Origin of the sequence: Vibrio qingdaonensis, assembly GCF_026191675.1 — a bacterium.
GTDB classification, from domain to species: Bacteria; Pseudomonadota; Gammaproteobacteria; order Enterobacterales; family Vibrionaceae; genus Vibrio; species Vibrio qingdaonensis.
The window spans coordinates 52,091-75,272 of sequence record NZ_JAKRRY010000027.1 but is presented as its reverse complement, the minus strand read 5'-3'; the positions used below and the strand labels follow the sequence as shown (position 1 = coordinate 75,272).

General features: G+C 44.9%; 25 protein-coding genes. 10 read left to right on the top strand and 15 right to left on the bottom strand.

The genetic code is table 11. The features are described from left to right. Positions 1 to 96: 96 nt before the first annotated feature. Complete coding sequence (grcA, locus tag MD535_RS18115; protein WP_250617491.1) at positions 97 to 474, bottom strand: autonomous glycyl radical cofactor GrcA; 378 nt, start codon at positions 472 to 474, stop codon at positions 97 to 99. Positions 475 to 843: 369 nt separating this feature from the next. Between grcA and nfo the strand changes: the two genes are divergently transcribed. From nfo to MD535_RS18100, 3 genes are all read left to right on the top strand, one after another. Next, on the top strand, positions 844 to 1,695 hold the full coding sequence (nfo, locus tag MD535_RS18110; RefSeq protein WP_265676443.1) for a deoxyribonuclease IV: 852 nt from the start codon (positions 844 to 846) through the stop codon (positions 1,693 to 1,695). Between the two features lie 351 nt (positions 1,696 to 2,046). After that, entirely contained in the window at positions 2,047 to 2,733 is a 687-nt protein-coding gene (gene ung, locus MD535_RS18105) for a uracil-DNA glycosylase (protein WP_265676442.1), read from the top strand. Between the two features lie 85 nt (positions 2,734 to 2,818). Continuing rightward, complete coding sequence (locus tag MD535_RS18100; RefSeq protein ID WP_265676439.1) at positions 2,819 to 3,370, top strand: hemerythrin domain-containing protein; 552 nt, start codon at positions 2,819 to 2,821, stop codon at positions 3,368 to 3,370. A 60-nt stretch (positions 3,371 to 3,430) separates the two neighbouring features. On the opposite strand, the gene MD535_RS18095 is transcribed toward MD535_RS18100, so the two are convergent. From MD535_RS18095 to MD535_RS18045, 11 genes are all read right to left on the bottom strand, one after another. After that, complete coding sequence (locus MD535_RS18095) at positions 3,431 to 4,618, bottom strand: tetratricopeptide repeat protein (RefSeq protein ID WP_265676438.1); 1,188 nt, start codon at positions 4,616 to 4,618, stop codon at positions 3,431 to 3,433. Continuing rightward, positions 4,615 to 5,241, bottom strand: a complete 627-nt coding sequence (locus tag MD535_RS18090; protein ID WP_265676435.1) for an energy transducer TonB — start codon at positions 5,239 to 5,241, stop codon at positions 4,615 to 4,617. Before MD535_RS18090 ends, MD535_RS18095 begins: the two co-directional genes overlap by 4 nt. Beyond that, positions 5,241 to 5,645, bottom strand: coding sequence for an ExbD/TolR family protein (locus MD535_RS18085; RefSeq protein WP_265676434.1), 405 nt, complete (start codon positions 5,643 to 5,645; stop codon positions 5,241 to 5,243). The genes MD535_RS18090 and MD535_RS18085 overlap by 1 nt, the downstream gene beginning before the upstream one ends. After that, positions 5,642 to 6,235: a MotA/TolQ/ExbB proton channel family protein gene (locus tag MD535_RS18080; protein WP_265676433.1), complete on the bottom strand. Its 594-nt coding sequence runs from the start codon at positions 6,233 to 6,235 to the stop codon at positions 5,642 to 5,644. The genes MD535_RS18085 and MD535_RS18080 overlap by 4 nt, the downstream gene beginning before the upstream one ends. Next, positions 6,225 to 7,568, bottom strand: coding sequence for a MotA/TolQ/ExbB proton channel family protein (locus MD535_RS18075; protein ID WP_265676432.1), 1,344 nt, complete (start codon positions 7,566 to 7,568; stop codon positions 6,225 to 6,227). The genes MD535_RS18080 and MD535_RS18075 overlap by 11 nt, the downstream gene beginning before the upstream one ends. After that, positions 7,568 to 8,335, bottom strand: coding sequence for a DUF3450 domain-containing protein (locus MD535_RS18070; RefSeq protein ID WP_265676431.1), 768 nt, complete (start codon positions 8,333 to 8,335; stop codon positions 7,568 to 7,570). The genes MD535_RS18075 and MD535_RS18070 overlap by 1 nt, the downstream gene beginning before the upstream one ends. Before the next feature lie 288 nt (positions 8,336 to 8,623). Beyond that, a complete protein-coding gene (locus MD535_RS18065) occupies positions 8,624 to 9,370 on the bottom strand; it encodes a siderophore ferric iron reductase (RefSeq protein WP_265676430.1) in 747 nt (248 codons plus the stop codon). 10 nt (positions 9,371 to 9,380) lie between these two features. Next, on the bottom strand, positions 9,381 to 9,674 hold the full coding sequence (locus tag MD535_RS18060; RefSeq protein ID WP_265676429.1) for a hypothetical protein: 294 nt from the start codon (positions 9,672 to 9,674) through the stop codon (positions 9,381 to 9,383). Between the two features lie 129 nt (positions 9,675 to 9,803). Further along, positions 9,804 to 10,073 carry a GyrI-like domain-containing protein gene (locus tag MD535_RS26415; RefSeq protein ID WP_265676428.1) on the bottom strand — a complete coding sequence of 90 codons (270 nt, stop codon included), beginning with the start codon at positions 10,071 to 10,073 and terminating at the stop codon, positions 9,804 to 9,806. An 82-nt stretch (positions 10,074 to 10,155) separates the two neighbouring features. Beyond that, positions 10,156 to 10,320 (bottom strand): hypothetical protein, encoded by a 165-nt coding sequence (locus tag MD535_RS26410; RefSeq protein WP_265676427.1) that lies wholly within the window; start codon positions 10,318 to 10,320, stop codon positions 10,156 to 10,158. A 262-nt stretch (positions 10,321 to 10,582) separates the two neighbouring features. Next, on the bottom strand, positions 10,583 to 10,768 hold the full coding sequence (locus tag MD535_RS18045) for a DUF3545 family protein (protein WP_250617504.1): 186 nt from the start codon (positions 10,766 to 10,768) through the stop codon (positions 10,583 to 10,585). A 702-nt stretch (positions 10,769 to 11,470) separates the two neighbouring features. Here MD535_RS18045 and MD535_RS18040 point away from each other — a divergent pair. Beyond that, a complete protein-coding gene (locus MD535_RS18040; RefSeq protein WP_265676426.1) occupies positions 11,471 to 12,913 on the top strand; it encodes an alanine/glycine:cation symporter family protein in 1,443 nt (480 codons plus the stop codon). A gap of 113 nt (positions 12,914 to 13,026) precedes the next feature. Then, positions 13,027 to 13,800 (top strand): peroxide stress protein YaaA, encoded by a 774-nt coding sequence (yaaA, locus tag MD535_RS18035; RefSeq protein WP_265676425.1) that lies wholly within the window; start codon positions 13,027 to 13,029, stop codon positions 13,798 to 13,800. A 101-nt stretch (positions 13,801 to 13,901) separates the two neighbouring features. Here yaaA and srmB read toward each other — a convergent pair whose 3' ends face one another. Both srmB and MD535_RS18025 read right to left on the bottom strand, forming a co-directional pair. Next, positions 13,902 to 15,131: an ATP-dependent RNA helicase SrmB gene (gene srmB, locus MD535_RS18030; RefSeq protein ID WP_265676424.1), complete on the bottom strand. Its 1,230-nt coding sequence runs from the start codon at positions 15,129 to 15,131 to the stop codon at positions 13,902 to 13,904. Positions 15,132 to 15,226: 95 nt separating this feature from the next. Further along, the gene (locus MD535_RS18025; protein WP_265676423.1) at positions 15,227 to 15,949 is read right to left on the bottom strand and encodes a tRNA1(Val) (adenine(37)-N6)-methyltransferase; all 723 of its coding nucleotides are present in this window, start codon (positions 15,947 to 15,949) and stop codon (positions 15,227 to 15,229) included. 296 nt (positions 15,950 to 16,245) lie between these two features. Here MD535_RS18025 and brnQ point away from each other — a divergent pair, with 296 nt between their 5' ends. Next, positions 16,246 to 17,556: a branched-chain amino acid transport system II carrier protein gene (gene brnQ, locus MD535_RS18020; protein ID WP_265676422.1), complete on the top strand. Its 1,311-nt coding sequence runs from the start codon at positions 16,246 to 16,248 to the stop codon at positions 17,554 to 17,556. 190 nt (positions 17,557 to 17,746) lie between these two features. Here brnQ and fldB read toward each other — a convergent pair whose 3' ends face one another. Beyond that, positions 17,747 to 18,265: a flavodoxin FldB gene (gene fldB / locus MD535_RS18015; RefSeq protein ID WP_265676449.1), complete on the bottom strand. Its 519-nt coding sequence runs from the start codon at positions 18,263 to 18,265 to the stop codon at positions 17,747 to 17,749. Between the two features lie 157 nt (positions 18,266 to 18,422). Here fldB and xerD point away from each other — a divergent pair, with 157 nt between their 5' ends. From xerD to prfB, 4 genes are all read left to right on the top strand, one after another. Continuing rightward, on the top strand, positions 18,423 to 19,331 hold the full coding sequence (gene xerD, locus MD535_RS18010; RefSeq protein ID WP_390902956.1) for a site-specific tyrosine recombinase XerD: 909 nt from the start codon (positions 18,423 to 18,425) through the stop codon (positions 19,329 to 19,331). A 72-nt stretch (positions 19,332 to 19,403) separates the two neighbouring features. Then, on the top strand, positions 19,404 to 20,192 hold the full coding sequence (gene dsbC / locus MD535_RS18005; protein WP_265676421.1) for a bifunctional protein-disulfide isomerase/oxidoreductase DsbC: 789 nt from the start codon (positions 19,404 to 19,406) through the stop codon (positions 20,190 to 20,192). A gap of 37 nt (positions 20,193 to 20,229) precedes the next feature. Next, positions 20,230 to 21,969 (top strand): single-stranded-DNA-specific exonuclease RecJ, encoded by a 1,740-nt coding sequence (recJ, locus tag MD535_RS18000; protein ID WP_265676446.1) that lies wholly within the window; start codon positions 20,230 to 20,232, stop codon positions 21,967 to 21,969. 104 nt (positions 21,970 to 22,073) lie between these two features. Further along, positions 22,074 to 23,172, top strand: a protein-coding gene (gene prfB / locus MD535_RS17995) for a peptide chain release factor 2 (RefSeq protein WP_265676420.1) whose coding sequence is annotated in 2 segments (ribosomal slippage) — positions 22,074 to 22,148 and positions 22,150 to 23,172 — 1,098 coding nt in all. Because the reading frame shifts where the segments join, the coding sequence is not laid out codon by codon here. Positions 23,173 to 23,182: the final 10 nt, after the last annotated feature.

Genomic DNA, 23,182 nt, shown 5'->3' with positions numbered 1-23,182 from the left:
TCCTTTTAAGGAGGCTTTTTTACACCCTCGATTTATTCAGGGCATAAAAAAACAGACGCTGAAGCGTCTGTTTTTTCTATATCTGCGATCTCTAAATTATAGAGACTCAGTAAAGGTACGAGCGATTACGTCACGTTGCTGCTCTACCGTTAGAGAGTTAAAACGCACAGCGTAACCCGATACACGGATCGTTAGCTGAGGGTAGTTCTCTGGGTGTGCAACCGCGTCTTCTAGTGTTTCACGTTTAAGAACGTTAACGTTTAGGTGTTGACCACCTTCAATGCGAGGCGCAGTTTCAATCGCAACTTCACGGCTTTCGTATTCGCCAAGGTCACTGATTGCAATGACTTGGTCTGCTTCAAACCCTGTGTTTGCTGCAACACAGCGAGCTTCGTTCTTTTCACCGTCAAGCAACCAGATTGAATTTAGTAGGTCGTCGTTTGCTGCTTGAGTAATTTGGATACCTTGAATCATCACTATCTCCTGAACCACTTTAAAGCGGTATTGTTGTGGTGTTAATTTTCAAATTTTGTTGAGCTGAGCTATATATACCTAATAATAGGTATTCTAGTATTGATTTAGATCAAATTACAACAAAAAACATTAATCTAAGTAAGGTTGTTTTGTTGACCTATATCAATAAACCCTCTTAAACAAAGGCTTTAAAACAATATTTTATACATTAAAATTTATTTTAAGTGTCAAATGTAGTAATAAAACTACATTTTGGGTGATTCATGACGCTAGGTGACCGAAAAACAAGGGCTTCAATAGTTAAATGTGAAAGTATAAGATCGCTAAATAACAGTTTTAAATATGTGACATAGATCGGGTTGATAAAGTATGAATAAATTTATAGGGGCGCACTTATCGGCGGCTGGTGGAGTAGATAATGTGCCACAGAGGGCGGCGGAAATTGGCGCGAATGCTTTTGCTCTTTTTACCAAAAATCAAAGGCAATGGGCAGCAAAGCCACTAACCGAAGAAACCATTAACCGGTTTAAGCTTGAGTGTCGTAAATATGACTTTCTTCCTGAGCAAATCCTGCCCCATGACTCTTATCTGATTAATTTAGGGGCACCAGAGCAGGATAAGTTGGCAAAGTCTCGAGAAGCGTTTGTCGATGAGATGGCACGTTGTGAGCAGTTAGGTTTAACACTTCTGAATTTCCACCCTGGCAGTCATTTGAAAAAGATAGCTGAAGATGTGTGTTTAGATCGGATTGCGGAATCGATCAATATCGCACATCGGCGCATCCCCAACGTCGTTGCGGTGATTGAAAATACGGCTGGTCAAGGTACTAACTTAGGGTGGCGCTTTGAACATCTTGCTCACATCATTGATAAAGTTGAAGATAAAAGTCGTGTAGGGGTTTGTATTGATACCTGTCATACCTTTACAGCGGGTTATGATTTACGAACCAAGCAAGCGTGCCACTCAACATTTTCAGAATTTGATAGGGTGGTTGGTATGCACTATTTGCGCGCGATGCACCTTAATGATTCAAAGATAGCCTTGGGAGACCGTGTTGACCGTCACCAGTCCTTAGGTAAAGGTGAGATTGGCTGGGCATGTTTTGAGTATATTATGCAAGATGAGAGATTTGATTCTATCCCATTGATTTTAGAAACGATTGAGCCTGAAATTTGGGCTGATGAAATCCAACAATTGAGACGATTTGCCATTAAAAGATGATTTTTTTGATCACTACATGGATCTTTGGCATCTTTCTTTCATACTTAGTTTCATGCACGTTGCATAAAAGTGTGATTCTGGAAAATGAATCATCAACAATAATAGTGTGAATTTAAGTAGTGTGAATAAGTAGGTGCCATTATGTCTCGAACTGTTGCTTCCCAACCCCATGCCATGCGCGCAAGCCGCTATCCTGTTCCCAATCGCCACGTGACGGGGCAGGGACACTTTCGAACCCCACAGCAAAAAGGTCATTAAAAGTGCCGTTCGAGTCTACTGTTGTTAAATCAGTAGTGATGGTGACTTTTGCAATGATAAACTCCCCAGGGTTTTAAATTCTGGGGAATACGAATGACGACACTTACATGGCGTGATGTTATAGAAAGCCAGCATCAGCAAGCGTACTTCAAGCAGACGTTATCTTTCGTCGCGCAAGAAAGGCTAGCGGGAAAGGTGATTTATCCACCTGAGGAAGACGTGTTTAATGCTTTTGAACTGACCGATCTTGATGCGGTTAAAGTCGTGATATTAGGCCAAGATCCTTATCATGGGCAGGGGCAGGCTCATGGTTTGTGCTTTTCTGTTTTACCCGGTGTGAAAACGCCGCCTTCGCTGGTCAATATCTATAAAGAATTGGCTGAGGATATCTCTGGGTTTGAAATTCCTACGCATGGCTATTTAAAAAGCTGGGCACAACAAGGCGTATTGCTGCTAAATACGGTCTTAACTGTCGAGCAAGGGGCTGCTCATTCTCATTCCAAAGCAGGTTGGGAGGTATTTACCGATCATATTGTGGATACCCTTAACCAACAGTGTGAAGGCGTTGTCTTTCTACTCTGGGGCGCGCATGCTCAGAAAAAAGGTATGATGATTGATCGTGAACGCCATCATGTGCTTACCGCCCCACACCCTTCTCCTCTCTCTGCACGGCGCGGATTTTTTGGCTGCCAGCACTTTTCTCAAACTAATATGCTGCTGAAAAATATGGGTAAAACCGCTATTGATTGGCAGCCTAAGCTTGTTAGTTGCGAAGGCTAATTGTCTGTTTTTCGAGCATAGTCAAAGCACACTTTCTAAATCTCCTATACACTTATTAAGAATAAGGACTTAAGGGAGATAGGCGATGATGATCGAAAGAATAAGGCGCGAGCACGGCTATATGGTTCGTTTGCTCGCGATACTGAATCGTAAGTTGCACCTGCTGGAACGTGAGGAGCCCGTCAATTATTCACTCATCAAAGAGATTGTCGATTATCTGACGGTGCACTCTGAAAAGATACACCACCCGAAAGAAGATATCCTCTATCGTTATTTTATTGAGCACTACGGGCAGCAAGTGACGATTTCAAATCTTGAAATAGAGCACCATGAATTGTCGGATAAAACCCATGATTTTCTCGCGATTGTCGAGATGATTTTACAAGACGCGGTGGTGCCTCATGAGATTTTTTCCACTAAGTTAGCGGAATTCATTCGCAATCAAAAGCAACACCTTGATCTTGAAGAGCAGTCGGTGCTGCCGTTGATTGAGAAAAAGTTTACGACTGCGGATTGGCAAGCAGTAGAAGCGTTGTGGACCGAAGTGGATGACGATCCGGTATTTGGCGACACCATTGCTGATCAGTACAAGCAACTTGCGGATCGGGTGAGACAAAATGAGAATGAGAGCGTGTAATTCACGGTTGAACTCTTATAAAAATGGCACCACGACGGTGCCATTTTTTGTGGTTTTCTGTTAGCGCGTCTTGGTCATTTGGTCTAGATAGTCCAGCCAATCAGAGGTTTGAGAGCTAGGCTTTTCTCTGTGTGCTGCTTGCGCGAGTTTTTTTGCTGCCTCATATTGCTTCAGGCCCACATACGCTCGTATCTGTAAAATCTGTTTTTCTTGCAAGCTTATGCCTGTCACTTTACTCAGTGATATTAAGGCTGCGTCAAACGCGCCTTGCTGAAGTTCAAGTCGCGAAACTTGCTCGTAATATTTTGCATTTAAGCGCGCCGCGGCTTGCCATGAACGCTGAGCGTTGTGCCATTCCCTTGCCATCTGCCAATGTGTCGCTTGTTTGATGATGGTTTCAATATCAGTGTCATTAACTTGCAAGTCAGAATAGAGGTGAGCGGACTTTTCAGGAATGCCTTGTTGGGCATACAATTGTGCCATGCTAACTTGCATCGATTCCGGCATATCAATGCCAGCTCGTTGCGCGGAGACCAGTGTCGCGAGTGCCAGTTTATACTGTTTAGTCTGCATATAGAGGGCACTGAGCTGCTGCCACCACATGGCATTGTTAGGCTGAAGAGCCAGCAGCTTTTGACTGGTGATGATCGCGCTTTTTAAGTGAGACAGTTGCAGCTCGGCACTGAGTTGTAGACTTAGTGGCTGTAGCTTCGGAGTGCTATCTAATTTGTGATACTGCTTAATAGCCGTCAGCAATGGTGTCCATTGTTGTAATAGGTAGTGGCTTCGAGCGGTATTGAGCCAGGCGGTGGTTATCTGTTCTTTAGGGATATCGAGACTGCCCGCTGATTTCACAAGAGCGTCAAAGTGGACAAGTGCTTGCTCAGCTTTGGTTTCTGATAATAACAGTTCAGCTAGCATTCGTTCTGTTTGCCAGCCTTGTTCACCAGTAAAGGCGCCAGTATTAACGGCAATTTGTAACTGTTTGATTGCCAGTTCACTTTGCTCGGCTTGCCAGTAATAAATGCCGAGCATTCTTGCGACGTAAGCTTGGTCATAGTTGGCGCTTGGCTTGAGTTTCTCTAGTAAGGTAATAGCATCTTTGAGCTTATCTTCCTGCTCCAGCGAATAGGCTTTTGACACCTGCGTGGCGGTGCGCATTCCTAGCTCTTGTTTTGCTATTGCGGTTTGAGCAAACGACAGACTACAAACTAGTACAAGTCCAATGTATGAGATTAGTTTGTTCATTGGTTTAATTTAAACTCCAATTTAACCGTTTGGCCTACTCGTGGCTGCGCGGTGCCATTGACGACCATCGGCTGATACTTCCACTGTTTGAGAGCCACCATAGCTTCGCGCTCAAAAATGCGCTTTGGTTGGGCTTCAACCACTTTAATGTCGGTTGGGCGGCCATTGACGTCAATAGTAAATGACATCACGACGTAACCTTCCATATTTCGTTGAATGGCTCGGCGCGGATAGCGTGGCTCTTTGCGGTGAAGCGGCATGACTTGTTGGTTGCGACCAATATCGGGCACACTTGGTGCGTTCATCGCCACGCCAGCAACTTGTGTTGATATCGCAATATTCGGCAGTTGCGGTGTGCTAGGTGTCTGCACCGACGAGGTCTGCGAACTCTGCTCGACTGCGGCTGCCGCTGGTGGTGTCGCTGGCATTTGGGGAGGTTCAGGAAGCACGCGTGTACGTCGTGCTGTTTCACTTTCCGGTTCAATCATCACTAAGTCATAGCTAAGGCGAGCAGACTCTTCTGGCTTGGATTTAGGACCAATGTCTATCATCCAACTCATAAAGGAAAACAGCGTAAATGCGAAAGCGATAGCAAAAGGAATGCTTAATAGAAAGCGCACCATTATCGGCTCTCCGTTGCCAAAGCAATTTTGGTTACCCCAGCTCCTTTTGCACTGTCCATCACCTGTACGACGGTACCATTGAAGGCATGCTTGTCTGCTTGAATGACCATGGACGCGCTAGGTTGCTCGAGAAGAAGCTTCTCAATAGTGGCTTGTACACGTTCAACGTCGACACGACGTTTATCAATGAACACTTCGTTATTGGCGGTGATCGCGACAAAAATTCCCGCGTCTTTTTGGCTTACCGCGTGGCTGGCCTGCGGGCGGTTCACATCGACGCCAGACTCTCGAACGAAGGAGCTGGTGACAATGAAAAAGATCAGCATAATGAAAACGATATCAAGCATTGAGGTCATGTCGATATTGGCTTCTTCTTGCTGTTTTTTACGGTGGCCAAGTCTCATTGTGTATTTCCTATGCGATTATCTGTGACCGTTTGCAAGTCAGTCGCTTTGCTTTGGTCACTTCTCAGTAATTGTTCTAATTGGAACAAATGCTTATTGCTCCACTTTTGGATACGGGAAAAAGCTAACATTCCTGAAAGTGCAGCGACCATACCGGCCATGGTTGGAATCGTTGCCATGGAAATGCCAGCCGCCATAAGGCGAGGCTGAGCACTTCCTTGGGCGGCTAAGGTATCAAAGACGGTGATCATGCCGGTTACGGTTCCCAGCAACCCAAGCATAGGGCACAACGCCAGTAGGCACTTTAGTAAGTTGAGGTGCTGTTTTAATTGGTTTTCAGCGTCGCTAAGTATGGCGTCACGCTGAGCGCGGGCATACCATGAAAAGTGGTCGCTACGTTGAGACCACTTCTGTGTCCAAACACGCTTTTGCTGTGGGAAGTATCGAGAAAAGTAGAGCACGCGTTCAAATGCGACCATCCAAAAAACGATAACAACCGCAGCGAGCCACCAAAGAATAGGCCCGCCTTGATTCATAAATTGGCTCAGATGCTCTGAGCCAGGTAGCCATTGGGCCAAATTATGCAGCATAGCTCGCTCTCTGCTCGGTCGAGTGCACTTCGGCCTGCTCAGCAACAAGGCCAACACTTTGACGCTCTAGAATATTGCGAATCGCGTCAGCTTTTGAACTCAATAAGTTATGGGCTAGAAGCAGTGGCATAGCGGTAATCAAACCGAGAACGGTTGTCACCAATGCCATGGAGATGCCTCCGGCCATGACTCGAGGCTCGGCGTTACCAAACTGTGTGATGACTTGGAATGTTTCAATCATGCCAGTCACCGTACCAAGTAATCCCAGCATTGGTGCGAGTGCGGCAATCAATTTAAGCATACTTAGACCGCGCTCTAGGTGTTGTTGTTCGTCCATTATTGATTCAAGAAGACGTAATTCAAGCGCTTCGACATTCATCTTTTTATCGTGGTTATAAACGCTAAGAACGCGACCTAATGGGTTATTCGTTGGGGTTTCTGGTGTTTTTAGCTGCTTGCCAATCTGTTGCTCGATGCGTAGGAGTACCACGGCCCGATAAAGCGCAATGACAAGGCCAATCAGGAATAGGCCTGCAATGATCTTACCTACGACACCACCGTGCTCAAAACGTTGGGTAAGCGTCGGGTTTTCAGCAAGTTGGTGGTAAATATCGCCACGGCTTGGATCGATAATAACGGCGGTCTGTCCAGTGACGATGTTATTAGCGTCCTCATAGCGAGATACATTATCAGGTAGGCGAGGGAAGTCGCTGGCGAGTTGCCCGTCCCAGTTAATAGGACCTTGTTTCGCAAGTAGAGCGAAGTTACCTAATCGTACGGCGTCAATAGTCGTGACTTCACCTGCGCCTGTTACGAATGGAACCGTGATAGTCGCGTAGGTTCCACTGCTACTAATTTGAGCGTTAAAAGCTTGCCATAACGTGGTTAGCTCTTGGATGGATGGCAAGGTTTTCGCAGCCACAATCGTGTCGATGTCAGCGCGTTGTTGGATTTGTTCTGTGTTGGCGACAGAGTGGCTCAGTTCGACTTGAAGCTCTTTAGCGGATTGACGGACGACACCAAAAAGCTCACCCAAACTGCCTGTTTGCAGGTGCAGCTGCTTTTGTTGCTCAGCTAAAGTTTTCTCATTGGTTGAAAACTGATCACTGAGCGAAGTAATGGATGCATCCAGTTGTGCTTTGCGTTCGGCAAGTTGCTTTTTCTTAGCTAAAAGCGCTTGCTGCTCTTGCTTAAATTTAGCTTCACGCGATGCGTTATGCTGCTTCTCTTGTTGCTGCGCCGTTTTTGCTTCGCTGGTGAGTGTGCCTGCTGCAGGGGTCAGTGGTGAGAAGCTAACTGTGAATAGGGCGATCAATAAAGTTAGGTAACGCATTAGCTCGGATCCTTAGCAAGAGAAACAGGAAGCGTCATTAAGGTTGGTGACGTTTGTTTGTTTGCAATCGCAAACGCTTGGTCGATATAGGATGAGAGCGAAGCTTCAACATTCACCCACGCTTTTTTGTCGTGATCCCATGACCAGTACTGATTTCTGTCTAGGCTGCGAGCGACGAGCGATAGGCGCCCAAGGTAAAGCTGTTCTGCTTCTATGCCACTGCCCACATCGATTCGTGAGCGGTAGCTGCCTAGCTTGATGCCGTAATCCATTTCAATTTGGTACGCTTCTAAGATACGACGATATTTTTCGGCATCACTGACATCAGCTTGCGGCATCAGAGATTTGAGTTCATCTAAGCGGGCGAGGCGAGCATCGATACGAATCGGCTTGTCTTGCTGAATGTGCTGTTCAAGACCAGCTAACATCTTGTACATCAGAGGGACAACCCCTTGACGGGTATCGTTGATCTGAACTAATTGTGTTTCGATGCTCGATAGCTCTTGCTGTTGGTTATCCACCACTGATTGTAGGTGACGCTGGTAAACTTCTAAGTTGGAGACTTCTTGTTCCAGTGCGGCGATCTCTGATTTCAGCTCAAACGCTTTATCACTACTTTTGTTGATTCGCTGTTGGCTTTGCGCGCCTTGAGTAATGGTTTGAGCCTCAACATTTCTTGCGTTGTTGAGGTCGTTGGCAAACGTCTGCCCACTGCTAAGGAGCAGAGGGAGGGTGCACAATGCGGCGCGAACGAGCGTTTTGTTCATTTCAAGAGCCTTCTTCTACTAGAAAGTACCAGTTGTTTAATTGAATTCTGATGGCAAACACACTCAATAGGCTTGGTGAGTCTGTCTATTTAATCGCGCTATCAAGCACGGCGCGTTAGAGGTGCTGTACTACCTTTATGCGCTTTTTAAGCGCGCTTATTGTATTGCAACTCCTATAAGAAATACAGTCTAAATGATATTGATATGAGTTATCATTTGTTATCTCTTAATCACCTGGATGTAAAAAAACGTCACTAACTTCGTTGTGGTTTTTATAACTTAATGAAATTAAATAATTTTAGTAGATGGTGTTTGCTTTTTTTGAGGACAGCCATGGCAATAAGTGCCATCGGATCTTCGGTAGTGCATACAACACACGCGTTTTTGTATGAAAAACTCCCCATCGCTCACCACGTTTAGTTGCCCAAAACGGGCTGAGGGAAGTTGAAGTGCTTGCTGCCAATGCTTGATCTCGTGGGAGAAGGTGACGGGTATATGCTCGTTTACTAATTGTTGATTGACGACCATTTGTTTTAAACCACGAAGCAGCATTTCCATTACGGTATCAGCGGTCAGTTTCTCTCGAGTGGATGGACTTATTCTGCAGACGTTATCGAGTTGATTTGCTAAGTCATCTAAAAGTACGGTCAGCTCATCAGCGGCAAAGCTCAGACGTTCATGTTGATTACCGGCCTGCCAATTGTGAACTAGGAAGTCAAACGTGCCGACTACGCCTGTTTCTCGATTGACACCTTGCGTCATTGAGCTCAGCGTGGGTACGCGTTTTGAGTAGTAGCTAGCAATGAGTGCGACGGTGACAGGTTGCCAGATGAGCATTGTCCAAGTCCGAGTCTGCCAATAAATGCGCCCCGCCTCTGGATGGCGGCTTTTCCAAAAATGATAAAGGGTATGGATTTCGCTATTGGCGCAGACTTCAGGGGTAATGACGCAACCGTTTTCAGATAAGGCACTTAGCAGTGGGGAAACTTGTGCCGAAATGTTGGTTAGCGCTTGTAGGTTGTGTGTATGGGCCATAACACTGAGCTCAGATAATAAGGTCACGCAGTGCCTGCATGACGGACTTGGCTCCACGTTGTTCCATTTCTTTGCTTTTAATAATGTTGAGCGTTTGTGGTGTTTCTTCAGGTGTTAGATAGGTTTTGGTTGCGGTATTACGATACGTTTTCCCTAAAACGGTCATCTGTTCATCTGTTGTTGTGGACGGATGAACAGAGTTAGACGTGGTTGCCAATACGTCTGGCGAAGACAGTACGTTGGTTGAAGGCAACAATATGGCGACCATTACAGTGATTTGGGATAGTTTTCTGTTTAGCATCATTAGAGAATTTACTTAACGAGTTGTGAATGTGATTGATAATTAGTTTTATTTGCATTACATCGCTATAATTTTGTGATACTTAACCATTTGGTGCAAGTTTTATTGATAGTGAGCTAATAAGTAGTGGTGCTATTTGTTGTCTTCAGAGCGAATCGGAAGCCAAAATTCCATACTTACGTCTACCCCCGTAGGGTCATAATGGCTTGGATAACTCTCCAGTTTATATCCCTCTTCTCCGTAATAGCCAGAGTGTGGTAACCAATTGTGCAGTACCCAATCTAATGTTTTAGGAAAATTCGCAATGGGACCAATATGCGTGATAACCGCATAAGTTTGTTCGGGAATGCTCAAGCAATCGATGTGTGCTTTAGCGTATTCGACGTGCTGGCTATTGAGCATGCGTGGTCACTGGCTGCCCTTTAGAATACCTTGCTGCTTGTATTGTCGCGGTGAAACAGAAAAAAGTTGTTTAAAGGCGCGGCTATAACTGACTTCTGAGCTTTTGTTGACGAACGTATTGAGCGATATTCTGCTTTGCTTGCTCTTGAAAGACGCGTTGGAGTTGCCAGCGAGAGCAGCAACTAATGCTGGCCAGCTCGGCGATGGTCAATGGCTTATCCAAATTGTTGTTGATGTACTCAACCACTTTTCAACTCGATTGAGGAGAATCGGTTTTCGTTTGAAGACCATGGAACATACTTACTCGGTGGCTAGATTCGGGTATTTTGACACTTTTGAAACCAGTCATCGAATAAATGTACGAGCTTGACGAGTTTCATCTATGGTGGCGTGCTCAGTCTTTCATTAGGCAGGTAAGTGACTAGATAAGGTAACGCCCTCTATAGAGGGCGCTATTTCAAGTTCAGTGAATAGGGTTCAGGCTCCTCAATCACTGAAAATTAGGTGAGTTAAAGCTTGATATCTTCGTATGCGAAATCCAGTCCGATATCCATATCGTTGAGTTCTTTTTGTAAACGTCGTTTGTCTTTTATTGCTTCTATTTCGCGCCATTTACGCTTTAGTGGTTTTGATCGAGACGCTCGAGTCCGGGGAGCATCCATTTCCATAATATCGTTTAGTTCAAAGCCATCCATAAGCTACCTCTTAGTATTTATCTCCTTGCGGAGACTTTTAAGTACCATACTCCTAGGCAGAATAACTTTGATTTATTTCTCATTTGTTTCTTTAGTATGAATGTTTTATGCCAAATTGAACTCAATCTCACAGTTTTACTGATATCGTTAGATTAAAAAATAACCGTTTGAATCACATAATGAAAAAGAATTGATTAGCGATGTTTGTTAACGTGCCCCCCATGCGAGCTCACTAAAGTGCACTGGTGTGTGCGAGAAACATTCTCATTCGACAAGAATGATTAAAAAGCATTCCATTCTATAAATATGTCTCGACCTTTGATGAACAAAGGTTTAATTGCGAGTCTCACGGTAAGATCCGTTTTCATTGCTATGCTTACTAGTTGTTATTGAACAGAGGGGGAAATGATGACAGCTGGTAAAGCAAATGTTGCGGTTAGTGTTAAGGGAACGTGATGGTATAGTGAAAAATAACTTCATTATAAGTCTAATTGCGTATTGATTTTTGTCGAGCATCCCTGCAAAATCCGCTCCGTCAAACGATATGTCGATTTGTATTCCGTTCCCAATAGGTGAGAAATACAAGCTAAGTTGCCGTGAAAAACAGTGAATTAATCAAAACCACACGGATGGGTATAACCTCAGCAACTTAGTTAGCACAGGGTGTGCTGGCGGCGCTCTAATTTTAAAAGAGGTTTTAAAGTGACAGACATTATTAGCTTAATGAATGATCTTCTATGGGGATCGATTCTGGTTTATCTACTCGTAGGCGTAGGGATTTATTTTACAGTTCGCCTTGGGTTCATTCAGTTCCGCCACTTCGGTCACATGTTCAGTGTGCTGAAAAACAGTCGTAAATCCGACGCTGCTGGTATCTCATCTTTTCAAGCACTTTGTACTAGTTTAGCGGCACGTGTTGGTACAGGTAACATGGCTGGTGTTGCCGTTGCCCTGACATTTGGTGGGCCGGGTGCCATTTTCTGGATGTGGTTGATTGCTATGCTGGGTATGGCAACGTCATTCGCAGAAAGCACATTGGCGCAGCTGTATAAGACACGCGATGACGACGGTAATTACCGTGGTGGTCCAGCGTATTATATGGAGAAAGGTCTAGGCATGCGTTGGATGGGGGTCTTGTTCTCTGTCTTCCTTATCATTGCGTTTGGCCTGGTATTCAATGCTGTTCAAGCCAACGCCATTGCTAATGCTATGCAAACGGCTTTTGGTTTTGAACCATTGTACGTAGGTATTGCCATTGCTTTGATTTCTGCGTTTGTCATCTTTGGTGGTATCCGTAAGATTGCTCGCACAGCGGAACTGATTGTCCCTGTGATGGCACTCGCTTACCTTGTGCTGGCGTTCTACGTTGTTTTCATGAACATTGAAAAAGTGCCAGAGATTCTAGCGTATATCTTTAAGAGTGCGTTTGGTCTACAAGAAGCGGCGGCCGGTGGTGTGGGTTACGCCATTGCACAAGCAATGATTCAAGGTATTAAACGTGGTTTGTTCTCTAACGAAGCGGGTATGGGTTCTGCGCCTAATGCAGCGGCATCGGCTACGCCATACCCACCGCATCCAGCATCTCAAGGCTATGTTCAAATGCTAGGTGTCTTCGTTGATACGATCGTTATCTGTTCAGCAACAGTGGCTATCATTTTGATGTCTGGCGAATACGTCCCTCACGGTGAAGTGACGGGTATTGAGTTGACGCAGCGTGCATTGAGCTCACAAGTGGGCGATTGGGGCGGTATTTTCATTGCGGTCGCCATTTTCTTCTTCGCGTTTACTTCAATCATTGCTAACTACTCGTATGCAGAGACGAACTTGATTTTCTTGGAGCATAACCATAAAGCAGGACTAGGTTTATTCCGCCTTATCGTGTTAGGCATGGTACTGTTTGGTTCAGTCGCGACACTACCTATGATTTGGGCATTAGCGGACGTTTCGATGGGCTTAATGGCGTTGGTTAACTTGGTGGCGATTATTTTGCTGTCGGGCATCGTGGTCAAATTGGCTAAGGATTACAACCAACAGCTAAAAGCTGGCAAGGTGCCAACGTTTGATGCCAATGATTATCCTGAACTAAAATCTCAGTTAGAACCTGGGATCTGGGACAACACGAAGGCTGACGATACGACGAAATAGCCTTAATCGTTTCTTTCTATCTCAGAAATAGAATAAGCCACGCATGATTTCATTGAAGATCAGGCGTGGCTTTTTTTATACTAGGAACAAATAATCATGATAAGAGTAAAGTTATGCTAATTGTTGTCTCACCAGCGAAGACGTTGGACTACGAATCGCCATTGGCGACCGAGCGTTACACTCAGCCGGAGTTTATTGATCAATCTGCTCAATTGATTGAAGTATGCCGTAAGCTGACACCTGCTGATGTATCAGCACTGATGAAGGTGAGTGACAAGATCGCGGGGCTCAATGTCGCGCGCTTTGAACAGTGGGATACGTGCTTTACTACTGACAATGCACGCCAAGCTATTCTTGCATTTAAAGGGGATGTGTATACCGGGTTGGATGCAGCAAGTATGTCAGAAGCAGATTTTGACTACGCTCAAACGCATTTGCGTATGCTATCGGGTCTGTATGGACTATTAAAGCCTTTGGATTTGATGCAGCCATATCGCCTCGAGATGGGAACGAAGTTAGCGAATGAGCGTGGTAGCAATTTATACCAGTTTTGGGGGAGTCTCATTACGGATAAATTGAATGAAGCACTGGCGGAGCATGAGAGTGACGTTTTAGTTAATTTAGCTTCTAATGAGTACTTCAAGGCGGTAAAAGTAAAGCAATTAAACAGCCAGGTAGTGACCCCTGTGTTTAAAGATTGCAAAAATGGCCAATACAAAGTGATCAGCTTTTACGCGAAAAAAGCGCGCGGAATGATGGCTCGATACATCATTGATAACCAAATCGATTCCGTTGAAGCCCTACAGAACTTTGATGTCGCTGGTTATTACTTTGTTGCGGATGAATCAACGGCAAATGAATTGGTGTTTAAGCGCGAGGAGCAGTGATTTAAACCATTTTGAGTCTGATTATAAAAAATGCCCCACTCATGAGTGGGGCATTTTTTTAAGAGTACTGTTCTTTTGAAAAATACGGTTCTAAGTGCGAGTTACTTCTTTTTCGCTGCTTTTTTCTTGACGGTCTTTTTCTTGTCGTCTTTTTTCACTTTCTTCTTTTTCTTGAACGTTGGCTTTTTGTGCGTAGGACGAAGCCCGTCGATGAAGCGCTCTTTGATGGTTTCGCTGGTGTAGCGAGCTACGCGTTCCATCATTGGCTGATCGTGTGCTTCGACAATAGAAATCGCGATGCCTTTCTTGCCTGCGCGAGCAGTACGACCAATACGGTGTAAGTACACATCTGCAGTACGAGGTAAGTCGTAGTTGATTACGTGTGACACATCTGGAAGGTCAATACCACGAGCGGCGACATCAGTGGCAAGTAGAACATTGACTGAGCCATCTTTGAATCGGCTGATCGCGTTATTACGGCGATCTTGTGGCATCTCACCTTGAATCCAAGCACAAGGGATTTGCGCACTATCAAGTTGCTGACGAAGATCGGCGAGGCGCTCACGCGTTTTCAAAAATACAATGGTGCGTTCCGCTTGCTCGGTTAAAATGTGCTTAAGCAAAGTGAGTTTGTGCTCAGCTGTGTCGGCGCGGTGGTACCATTGCGTGATTTTTTTTCGTTCACGTAAAGACGGCTCGGCTTTAATTTCTGCTGGGTTCTTTAGAAGATCAGTCGTAAACCCTTCTACACCACGGCCTTCCAGTGTCGCTGAAAATAGCAGTGTTTGTTTACGCCAACGACATTCTGCCGATAGGCGATCAACCGTTGGTCCAAAGCCCATATCGAGCATACGATCCGCTTCATCTAGCACCAGCCACTCAATAGCACGACAATCAAAGCGTTCTGCCTCGATGTATTCCATCAGACGACCTGGAGTCGCCACCACGATATCTTGCGTTTGTGCTAAGGTATCGGCGTGAGTGTCGTAGGTAACACCACCAGTGATGGTGGCAACCTTTAGGTGTGTATTCTTTGCCAGTGCTTTAGTGTGCTCAGCAACTTGCATCGCAAGTTCACGTGTTGGCGTTAACACAAGGATACGTGCAGGACCGGCTTTTTTTCTTGGGAAGTCAAGCAGGTACTGGATAGCAGGGATCGCAAAAGAAGCGGTTTTACCCGTTCCAGTTGGAGCGGATGCTAAGATATCTTTTGCCTCTAAAGCTTGTGGAATGGCTTCTGCCTGAACCTGAGTAGGGCGCTCATAGCCCATGTCTTCAATCGCTTCTAAAAGGATTGGGTCTAAATCTAATTCGGCGAATGTTCTGATCACTATCGTGTCTCCACAAGACTGAGGGTGTACCTGCACAAAAAAACGACACAGGAAAAGTAGGGCGGCTATTATACTCAAACGCTCGCTAAGCGCACTTACATTTTAAGGTAAAAGTCACCAGTTAGCTGAATAAAGGCGTCAGAATAGCCTCCATGAGGACTATGAATGACCAATTGCTCTTCGGTGATCGGGGTTTCTTGTTTGCGTAATGTGAAAAGAATTCGGCTGACCGGCTTCGTCTGTGTTGGACGAACTAAGCAGCGTCGGCTGAGAAACCATCCCTTATTTTGAGCGATTGTGATGAAATGCTCTCCCTCTGTAATCGGCAGGATAAAGCTGGCTTCACCGTCGTTGTTGAGCAGTTGATAGCAGCGCGACAGCAGCTCGGTATGATTGAGGCTAGAGGTATGTCGGGCAGTGGCTCTTTGCTGGAGGGCGGCTTGCTCGCCAGAATTAAAGTAAGGAGGATTACAGATAATGCCAGAAAATGCGTGTTCAAAATTATGACGTAGTATGTCCCCTTTAATGATATGAATTCTGTCTTGCCATTGAGAGTGTGCCACGTTGTTAGTCGCATCTTCGATTGCACTGTTTTCGATGTCAATGGCGTAGATTATTCCTTCAGGATAACGCTGAGCCAGCATTAATGTCAGCAATCCGGTGCCCACGCCAATATCAAGGATTGGATCAGTATGTTGAAACGTTGCCCACGCACCTAGCATCACGCCGTCGGTGCTGACGGGCATACCGGCTCCGCCTGAATGGATCTTGAACTGTTTGAATGCAAAGCTTTTTATTGTACTGATTTTAGAGGTCATGATTATATGGTCAATCGATTGCTATTAAGTGAATTAATCTATTGTTAATTATTTGTATGGGTATATGTTCTGATTGTGTTTGTATTGTTTTTATAAATGATCGAGATTATATTCCATGTTTTTAATTAAAGGTGGTGAAATCAGCTACTTTTATCTTGTATGTGTAAATTAATGTAGTGTTTTTTTCTGGCTCTATTGCTAATCCTAAGCCTATTCGTCATCATGCCGCCCTAAATTATACGAGTAAACAACGATTTTCTCGATAACACACAACATTAACTTACAGGGGTATATCTGTGAATCAGAGTTTAAAAACAACAGATATTATAGCAGTCGGCTTTATGCTGTTTGCGTTTTTTCTAGGTGCGGGCAACATTATATTCCCCCCTCTTGCTGGTCAATTAGCAGGTGAGAACTTGTTACCTGCAATGACGGGCTTTCTTCTCACTGCGGTAGGTCTGCCTCTTATTACCATTATTGCTGTCGCAGTTGCTGGGGGCTCTTGGGAGCACCTAACTAAGGATCTTCCAAAACGTGCAGCAATGTTAATTGCAGTACTTATCTTTATCATCATTGGTCCTGCATTTGCAGCACCGCGTACAGGCCTTGTGGCGTATGAAATGGCGATTCGTCCTTTCTTCTTAGAAGCGACGCAAATACACCTAACGGTGTTCTCTATTCTGTTCTTTGCAGTAGCGATGTGTTTTGCATGGTCGCAAGGCAAGTTGATTGATGTTATTGGTAAGGTGCTGACGCCTGCGCTTTTTGTTGGCCTAATCATTCTTGCTGTTGCAGTATTTGTTGACCCACAAGGGGACATGATTGCACCAGTTGGTGATTATGCGACCCAACCATTAACAACGGGCTTTCTTGAAGGCTATAACACTATGGATACCTTCGGTTCTTTGATGTTTGGTATGCTGATTGTTGATGCGTTACGTAAAAAGGGCATCACGGAGCAAAGTGCAACAACGAAGTACTTGATCAATGCCGCTTTCATTGCCGCTGCAGGTTTGGCATTTGTATACATTTCACTGTTCTATCTTGGTGCGACAAGCGCAACAGTTGCTGCGGGCGCGGATAACGGTGGTGCCGTGTTAAGCCAGTACGTCCAAGCGCTGTTCGGTCCGTATGGACAAATCGTACTGTCGGTTATTGTATTACTTGCTTGTTTGACAACAGCGATTGGTCTTATTTCAGCGTGTTCTGACTACTTTAGTACTATTACTTCAGTCACTTATAAGAAGTGGGTTGTTATTCTTGGTGCTGCTTGTGCACTCGTTGCGAATATTGGTCTTGCTCAACTTATTTCGTTGTCAGTTCCAGTGTTATTTGCCCTTTATCCTGTTGCGATAGCCTTGGTTGCATTGACATTTGTACGCAAATTCTTGCCAAACCCTAAGCTAGCATACCGCGTAGTAATTTTAGTTTCGCTGGCATTTGCATTAATTGATGCGGCTAAAGTCGCGGGTCTAGATGTATCGTTCTTCAATGTCCTACCACTCTTTAGCGTTGGTATGGGTTGGGTACTGCCAACGACTGCAGCAATCATTTGCATGGGCTTTATCGGTCGCAATGCTGATGAGCTTACTGAAGAAGTCGCGTAGTTGAATACTCCGCATTGATACCATCAAGCACATGATGTTATTCGACATTGTGTTGATTCGAGATTGTGTCGAGATGAATTATTGATGAATAAAAAAACGGCACTTCGAGTGCCGTTTTTTTGTTTTCTTGTTTAGGCTACTAACCTGTAGCACCAGCAATCAGCATTGACCCTGAGTGAGGTGTTACCGTTTATAGTGAGGCTTGGTACTCAACAAGGATCTGTTCGCACCACGTTGCAATACGCTCTTCGCTTAGTTCGTATTGTGAATCTTCATCGAGAGCTAAACCGACAAACTTACTGTTGTTGTCGATGAGGGCTTTGGATGCTTCGAATTCATAACCCACATTCGGCCAATAGCCGATAAAGTTAGCTCCAGTGGGTTTGAGTTCATCATGAAGCATTCCCATCGCATCCAGATACCACTCTCCATAGCCTTCTTGATCGCCGAGTCCGAACAGCGCGACGTACTTGCCTTTTAGTGGTACGCCAGCGATTTGATCCCATATCCCGCCCCAGTCTTCTTGGAGTTCACCAAAATCCCATGTAGAGATCCCTAAGATAAGTAAATCATAGTCGCTCATTTGCGAAATAGGGGTATCTTTTACATTAAATATATCAACGATATCTGGGCCAATAATATCGCGTATCTTCTCTGATGCCATCTCGGTGTAGCAAGTCGATGAGCCGTAAAATAGTCCTATTTTCATAATCGTTCGCATGGTTTGTGAGTCTGTTGTATCGGATTCTACCTCTAATTTGCTTAGCGTTGCAGCGGTTATCGAGGATTTATGGAGTTTTATTGGCATTCTCACCTTAACTCGAATATTCTGTTTTTAGTACTGTATAAACATACAAGAGGTTGCTGTGAGTGACGTCAATATTCAAGACCAAGGGTTGGTCGAGCAATTTTTGGACTCAATGTGGATGGAGAGAGGGTTAGCTGAGAATACGTTGTCGTCGTATCGAAATGACCTTATCAAATTACTGGTTTGGATGAATAAGCATCACTATAAACTGCAATTCATCAGCTTCTCGGGTTTACAAGAATACCAAACATGGTTAGTTGACCAAGATTATCATCAAAGCTCTCGAGCTCGGATGCTGTCTGCCATTCGTCGTCTATTTCAATATATCCATCGTGAAAAATTGCGTGCTGATGATCCTACCGCGCTACTTATTAGCCCTAAGTTGCCCAAACGTCTTCCTAAGGATTTATCGGAAGATCAGGTGACGGCGCTTCTTGATGCTCCGGACTTGAATAATCCACTTGAGCTTCGTGATAAAGCCATGCTGGAGTTACTGTATGCGACAGGGCTTCGTGTTACTGAGCTCGTCAGTCTCACTATGGAAAATATCAGCCTTCGACAAGGAGTAGTTCGTGTTGTCGGTAAAGGAAATAAAGAAAGATTGGTACCCATGGGTGAAAACGCCATTGATTGGATTGGTGAATTTATTGAAAATGGGCGACCAGACTTACTTGGAGAGAAAACGTCGGATGTGGTTTTTCCGAGTAAGCGAGCTAAGCAAATGACGCGGCAAACATTTTGGCATCGTATTAAGTACTATGCTGTACTAGCAGGTATTGATACTGAATTGCTCTCACCGCATGTGCTTAGACACGCGTTTGCGACGCACCTATTGAACTATGGGGCAGATTTACGTGTCGTACAGATGTTGTTAGGACATAGTGACTTATCAACCACACAAATTTATACTCATGTTGCAACTGAAAGGTTGAAAAACATTCATAGCCAGCATCATCCAAGGGCTTAATTTTACCTTTTTGAACGCTTTGTTCGTTCGAAAACCGTATAAAATCTATTTTTTGAAATCATGGTGACTTTAATGAGCGTAATGCGCTGTTTGACTCTTTTTTCTCTTCCTTTCTTTGTCACCGCTTGTGGTGCAGAAGAATCTCAACCAACCTCACCGCCAGCGAAGGTTGAAGTGGCAGCAACGATGTCTGCCGATGAAGCGGCAATCAAGTCTCGCTTTGCCAAGATAGGCATTGAAGTGCTTGAAGTTGTTCCGTCTGACATTAATGGCTTGATGGAAGTTCGTACGGAAGGAGGGGTATTGTTTACCTCACCAAATGGTGACCACTTTATTGCAGGGACCTTGTATGCGTTGGACAAAGATGGCAACTACAAAGACATCATTGCTGAGCGTCAAGCGCCGTTAAATGCAGAGAAAATCGCTCAATATCGCGATAGCATGATTGAGTATAAAGCGGATGATGAGAAATACGCCGTCACCATCTTCACTGACATTACTTGTGGTTATTGTGTGCGACTACATAGTCAGATGCAGGGCTACAATGATCTTGGGATTACTGTGCGTTATTTAGCGTACCCTCGGGAGGGCGCTAATGGTCAAGTCGCAGAAAATATGGCAAAAATCTGGTGTGACGAGAATCCAAATACCGCTATGCATGACGCTAAAGTTAACCGCAAGCAACCAAGCTTTGATGGGGATTTGACCCAATGTAAAGCCACGATCGCGACGCATTATAATTTAGGTCGTGAGTTAGGCATTAGCGGCACCCCCGCTATTTTCTTACCGAATGGTGAAATGGTAGGAGGGTATTTACCGCCTGCTGATCTTCTTAAACGCCTTGAAAGCATTAAAAAATAATTAGGAAATGGGCTCATTATTGAGCCCTTTTGATTTTATGATAGAAATTCAACGTCGCGATCCTGTCGATGTCTCTGCGCTGCCTGAGACGATTCCTGAAATTCTTAGACGCTTGTATCTTTCTCGAGGTATTTCCAGCCTTGAAGAGTTAGAAAAAGCCGCGAAGGGTTTGCATTCTTATACCGAATTAGCCGGTATTGATAAGGCTGTCGAACTGCTGTTCCAAGCGATTCGTGAGCAAAAGCGTATTATCGTTGTGGGAGACTTCGACGCGGATGGTGCGACGAGCTCTGCGTTATCAGTATTAGCACTGCGTATGCTTGGTAGCCGTAATGTGGACTATTTGGTGCCGAACCGATTTGAAGATGGTTATGGCTTGAGCCCAGAAGTCGTTGACCAAGTGTTAGATATTGGTGCCGAAGTCATTATGACGGTGGATAACGGCGTCTCTTCCATCTCGGGCGTAAAATATGCGAAAGAGAAAGGGCTACAAGTAATTGTTACCGATCACCATCTTCCAGGTGGTGAGCTTCCTGACGTCGATGCAATGGTTAACCCTAACCTCAATGAGTGCAGCTTTCCTTCTAAGGCGCTCGCCGGAGTAGGAGTGGCTTTTTACCTGATGATGGCGTTATGCGTGGCAATGAGAAAGCAAAATTGGTTTGCCACACAAGGAATGGCTGAACCTAAACTCATGGAACTGATAGACCTTGTTGCGCTTGGTACAGTGGCTGATGTAGTACCGTTAGATAAAAATAATCGGATACTCGTTCATCAAGGTTTACAGCGTATCCGTGCAGGTAAAGCGCGCCCAGGTATTCAAGCGTTGATTGAAATTGCCAAACGGGACCCGAGAAAATTGGTGGCAACCGATTTTGGTTTTGCACTTGGACCCAGAATTAATGCTGCGGGTCGACTCGATGACATGTCATTTGGTGTTGAACTTTTAATGAGTGACAACATTCATGCGGCGAGACGCATGGCCAGTGAATTGGATGGATTGAACCAAACTCGAAAAGAAATCGAAGAGGGCATGAAGCAAGAAGCGCTGGCTTTTTGTGAGCGTCTTCAGATCAGCGATAAGGCCACTATGCCTTATGGCTTGGCGCTATTTCAACGCGATTGGCATCAAGGTGTCATTGGCATTCTAGCATCACGAATAAAAGACAAATTTCATCGCCCAGTGATTGCATTTGCCGACGGTGGTGAGGGAACCATTAAAGGCTCTTGCCGATCAATCCCAGGTTTGCACATGCGTGATGCTCTTGATCGTATCGACACACAGAATCCAGGGCTAATTGCCAAATTTGGCGGCCATGCTATGGCGGCAGGCTTAACGATTCAAGAGAAAGACTTTGAACGTTTCAGTCAGCTATTTGATCAAATTGTTCGTGATGAGCTTGGTGAAACAGCGTTAAAGGGGGTGATTTTATCGGATGGAGAATTATCACCGGAAGAGTTTTCTATGCATACCGCGGAAACACTGCGTGCTGGTGGACCATGGGGGCAAGCTTTCCCTGAGCCTATTTTTGATGGTGAGTTTAAAGTACTGCATCAAAAACTGGTGGGCGAGAAGCATTTGAAGCTAATGGTTGAGCCTATGCATAAAGGCTTTGGCACCAATATTATGTTAGATGCCATTGCTTTTAATGTGGACTTACGTCGCTGGCCTGATGCGTCGGTAAAAACAGTGACACTCGCCTACAAGTTGGACATTAATGAGTTCCGTGGAAATCAATCTCTGCAGCTCATGGTGGATCATATTGAGCCTCGATAGAGGCTCTTTGAAAACCGCAAGCTAAATCGATATTTTTCTGTATCTTCATCACATTTTTGAGTAGAATTCTTCGGTTAAATTCTACTCATAAATGCTGAGCGAATATGTTTGAAATCAATCCTATTAAAAATCGCCTACAGGACGTGACTGAGCGCACGAATATCCTGAGGGGGTATCTTTGACTATGATGCCAAGAAAGAGCGTCTAGAAGAAGTCAACGCAGAACTAGAACAACCAGATGTATGGAATGAGCCAGAGCGCGCACAAGCGCTGGGTAAAGAACGTTCATCACTTGAAGCGATCGTCGAGACTATCGATATACTTGACCAAGGGGTTGAGGATGTTGCTGGATTACTCGAGCTTGCGGTTGAAGAAGAAGACCAAGAAACCTTTGACGAAATTGAGCCAGAATTGGCAGAGCTAGAAGCGAAGCTTGAAAAGCTTGAGTTTCGTCGTATGTTTGCTGGTGACCACGATGCGTCTGATTGCTATATCGATTTGCAATCGGGTTCTGGTGGTACTGAGGCACAAGATTGGACATCAATGCTGCTGCGCATGTACTTGCGTTGGGCGGAAGCCAAAGGCTTTAAGACGGAAGTCATTGAAGTGTCTGACGGTGATGTGGCTGGTTTGAAAGGGGCGACGGTCCGTATTAGCGGGGAATACGCATACGGCTGGCTACGGACTGAAACGGGTGTGCATCGCCTTGTTCGTAAATCACCATTTGACTCAAGTGGCCGACGTCATACCTCTTTTGCTTCTGCGTTTATCTATCCTGAGATTGATGACAACATTCAGATCGACATTAATCCTTCTGATCTTCGTATCGACGTATACCGTGCGTCTGGCGCGGGTGGTCAGCACGTCAATACCACAGAGTCGGCGGTACGTATTACCCACGTGCCAACCAATACCGTGGTTCAGTGTCAAAATGATCGTTCTCAGCATAAGAACAAAGATCAAGCGATGAAGCAGCTTCGAGCGAAACTGTTTGAGTTAGAAGTTCACAAACAGAACGCTGAAAAACAAGCGAACGAAGATGCAAAATCAGATATCGGTTGGGGCAGCCAAATACGCTCATACGTATTAGACGACTCACGAATCAAAGATTTAAGAACAGGCGTTGAAAACCGTAATACACAAGCGGTTCTTGATGGTGATTTAGACAAATTTATCGAAGCTAGCCTGAAATCAGGTCTGTAAGCTTTTAGCA

Coding starts and splice junctions, on each gene's coding strand:
- grcA (WP_250617491.1), bottom strand. CDS start 474: ATGATTCAAGGTATCCAAATTACTCAAGCAGCAAACGACGACCTACTA.
- nfo (WP_265676443.1), top strand. CDS start 844: ATGAATAAATTTATAGGGGCGCACTTATCGGCGGCTGGTGGAGTAGAT.
- ung (WP_265676442.1), top strand. CDS start 2,047: ATGACGACACTTACATGGCGTGATGTTATAGAAAGCCAGCATCAGCAA.
- MD535_RS18100 (WP_265676439.1), top strand. CDS start 2,819: ATGATGATCGAAAGAATAAGGCGCGAGCACGGCTATATGGTTCGTTTG.
- MD535_RS18095 (WP_265676438.1), bottom strand. CDS start 4,618: ATGAACAAACTAATCTCATACATTGGACTTGTACTAGTTTGTAGTCTG.
- MD535_RS18090 (WP_265676435.1), bottom strand. CDS start 5,241: ATGGTGCGCTTTCTATTAAGCATTCCTTTTGCTATCGCTTTCGCATTT.
- MD535_RS18085 (WP_265676434.1), bottom strand. CDS start 5,645: ATGAGACTTGGCCACCGTAAAAAACAGCAAGAAGAAGCCAATATCGAC.
- MD535_RS18080 (WP_265676433.1), bottom strand. CDS start 6,235: ATGCTGCATAATTTGGCCCAATGGCTACCTGGCTCAGAGCATCTGAGC.
- MD535_RS18075 (WP_265676432.1), bottom strand. CDS start 7,568: ATGCGTTACCTAACTTTATTGATCGCCCTATTCACAGTTAGCTTCTCA.
- MD535_RS18070 (WP_265676431.1), bottom strand. CDS start 8,335: ATGAACAAAACGCTCGTTCGCGCCGCATTGTGCACCCTCCCTCTGCTC.
- MD535_RS18065 (WP_265676430.1), bottom strand. CDS start 9,370: ATGGCCCATACACACAACCTACAAGCGCTAACCAACATTTCGGCACAA.
- MD535_RS18060 (WP_265676429.1), bottom strand. CDS start 9,674: ATGATGCTAAACAGAAAACTATCCCAAATCACTGTAATGGTCGCCATA.
- MD535_RS26415 (WP_265676428.1), bottom strand. CDS start 10,073: ATGCTCAATAGCCAGCACGTCGAATACGCTAAAGCACACATCGATTGC.
- MD535_RS18045 (WP_250617504.1), bottom strand. CDS start 10,768: ATGGATGGCTTTGAACTAAACGATATTATGGAAATGGATGCTCCCCGG.
- yaaA (WP_265676425.1), top strand. CDS start 13,027: ATGCTAATTGTTGTCTCACCAGCGAAGACGTTGGACTACGAATCGCCA.
- MD535_RS18025 (WP_265676423.1), bottom strand. CDS start 15,949: ATGACCTCTAAAATCAGTACAATAAAAAGCTTTGCATTCAAACAGTTC.
- fldB (WP_265676449.1), bottom strand. CDS start 18,265: ATGAAAATAGGACTATTTTACGGCTCATCGACTTGCTACACCGAGATG.
- dsbC (WP_265676421.1), top strand. CDS start 19,404: ATGAGCGTAATGCGCTGTTTGACTCTTTTTTCTCTTCCTTTCTTTGTC.
- recJ (WP_265676446.1), top strand. CDS start 20,230: ATGATAGAAATTCAACGTCGCGATCCTGTCGATGTCTCTGCGCTGCCT.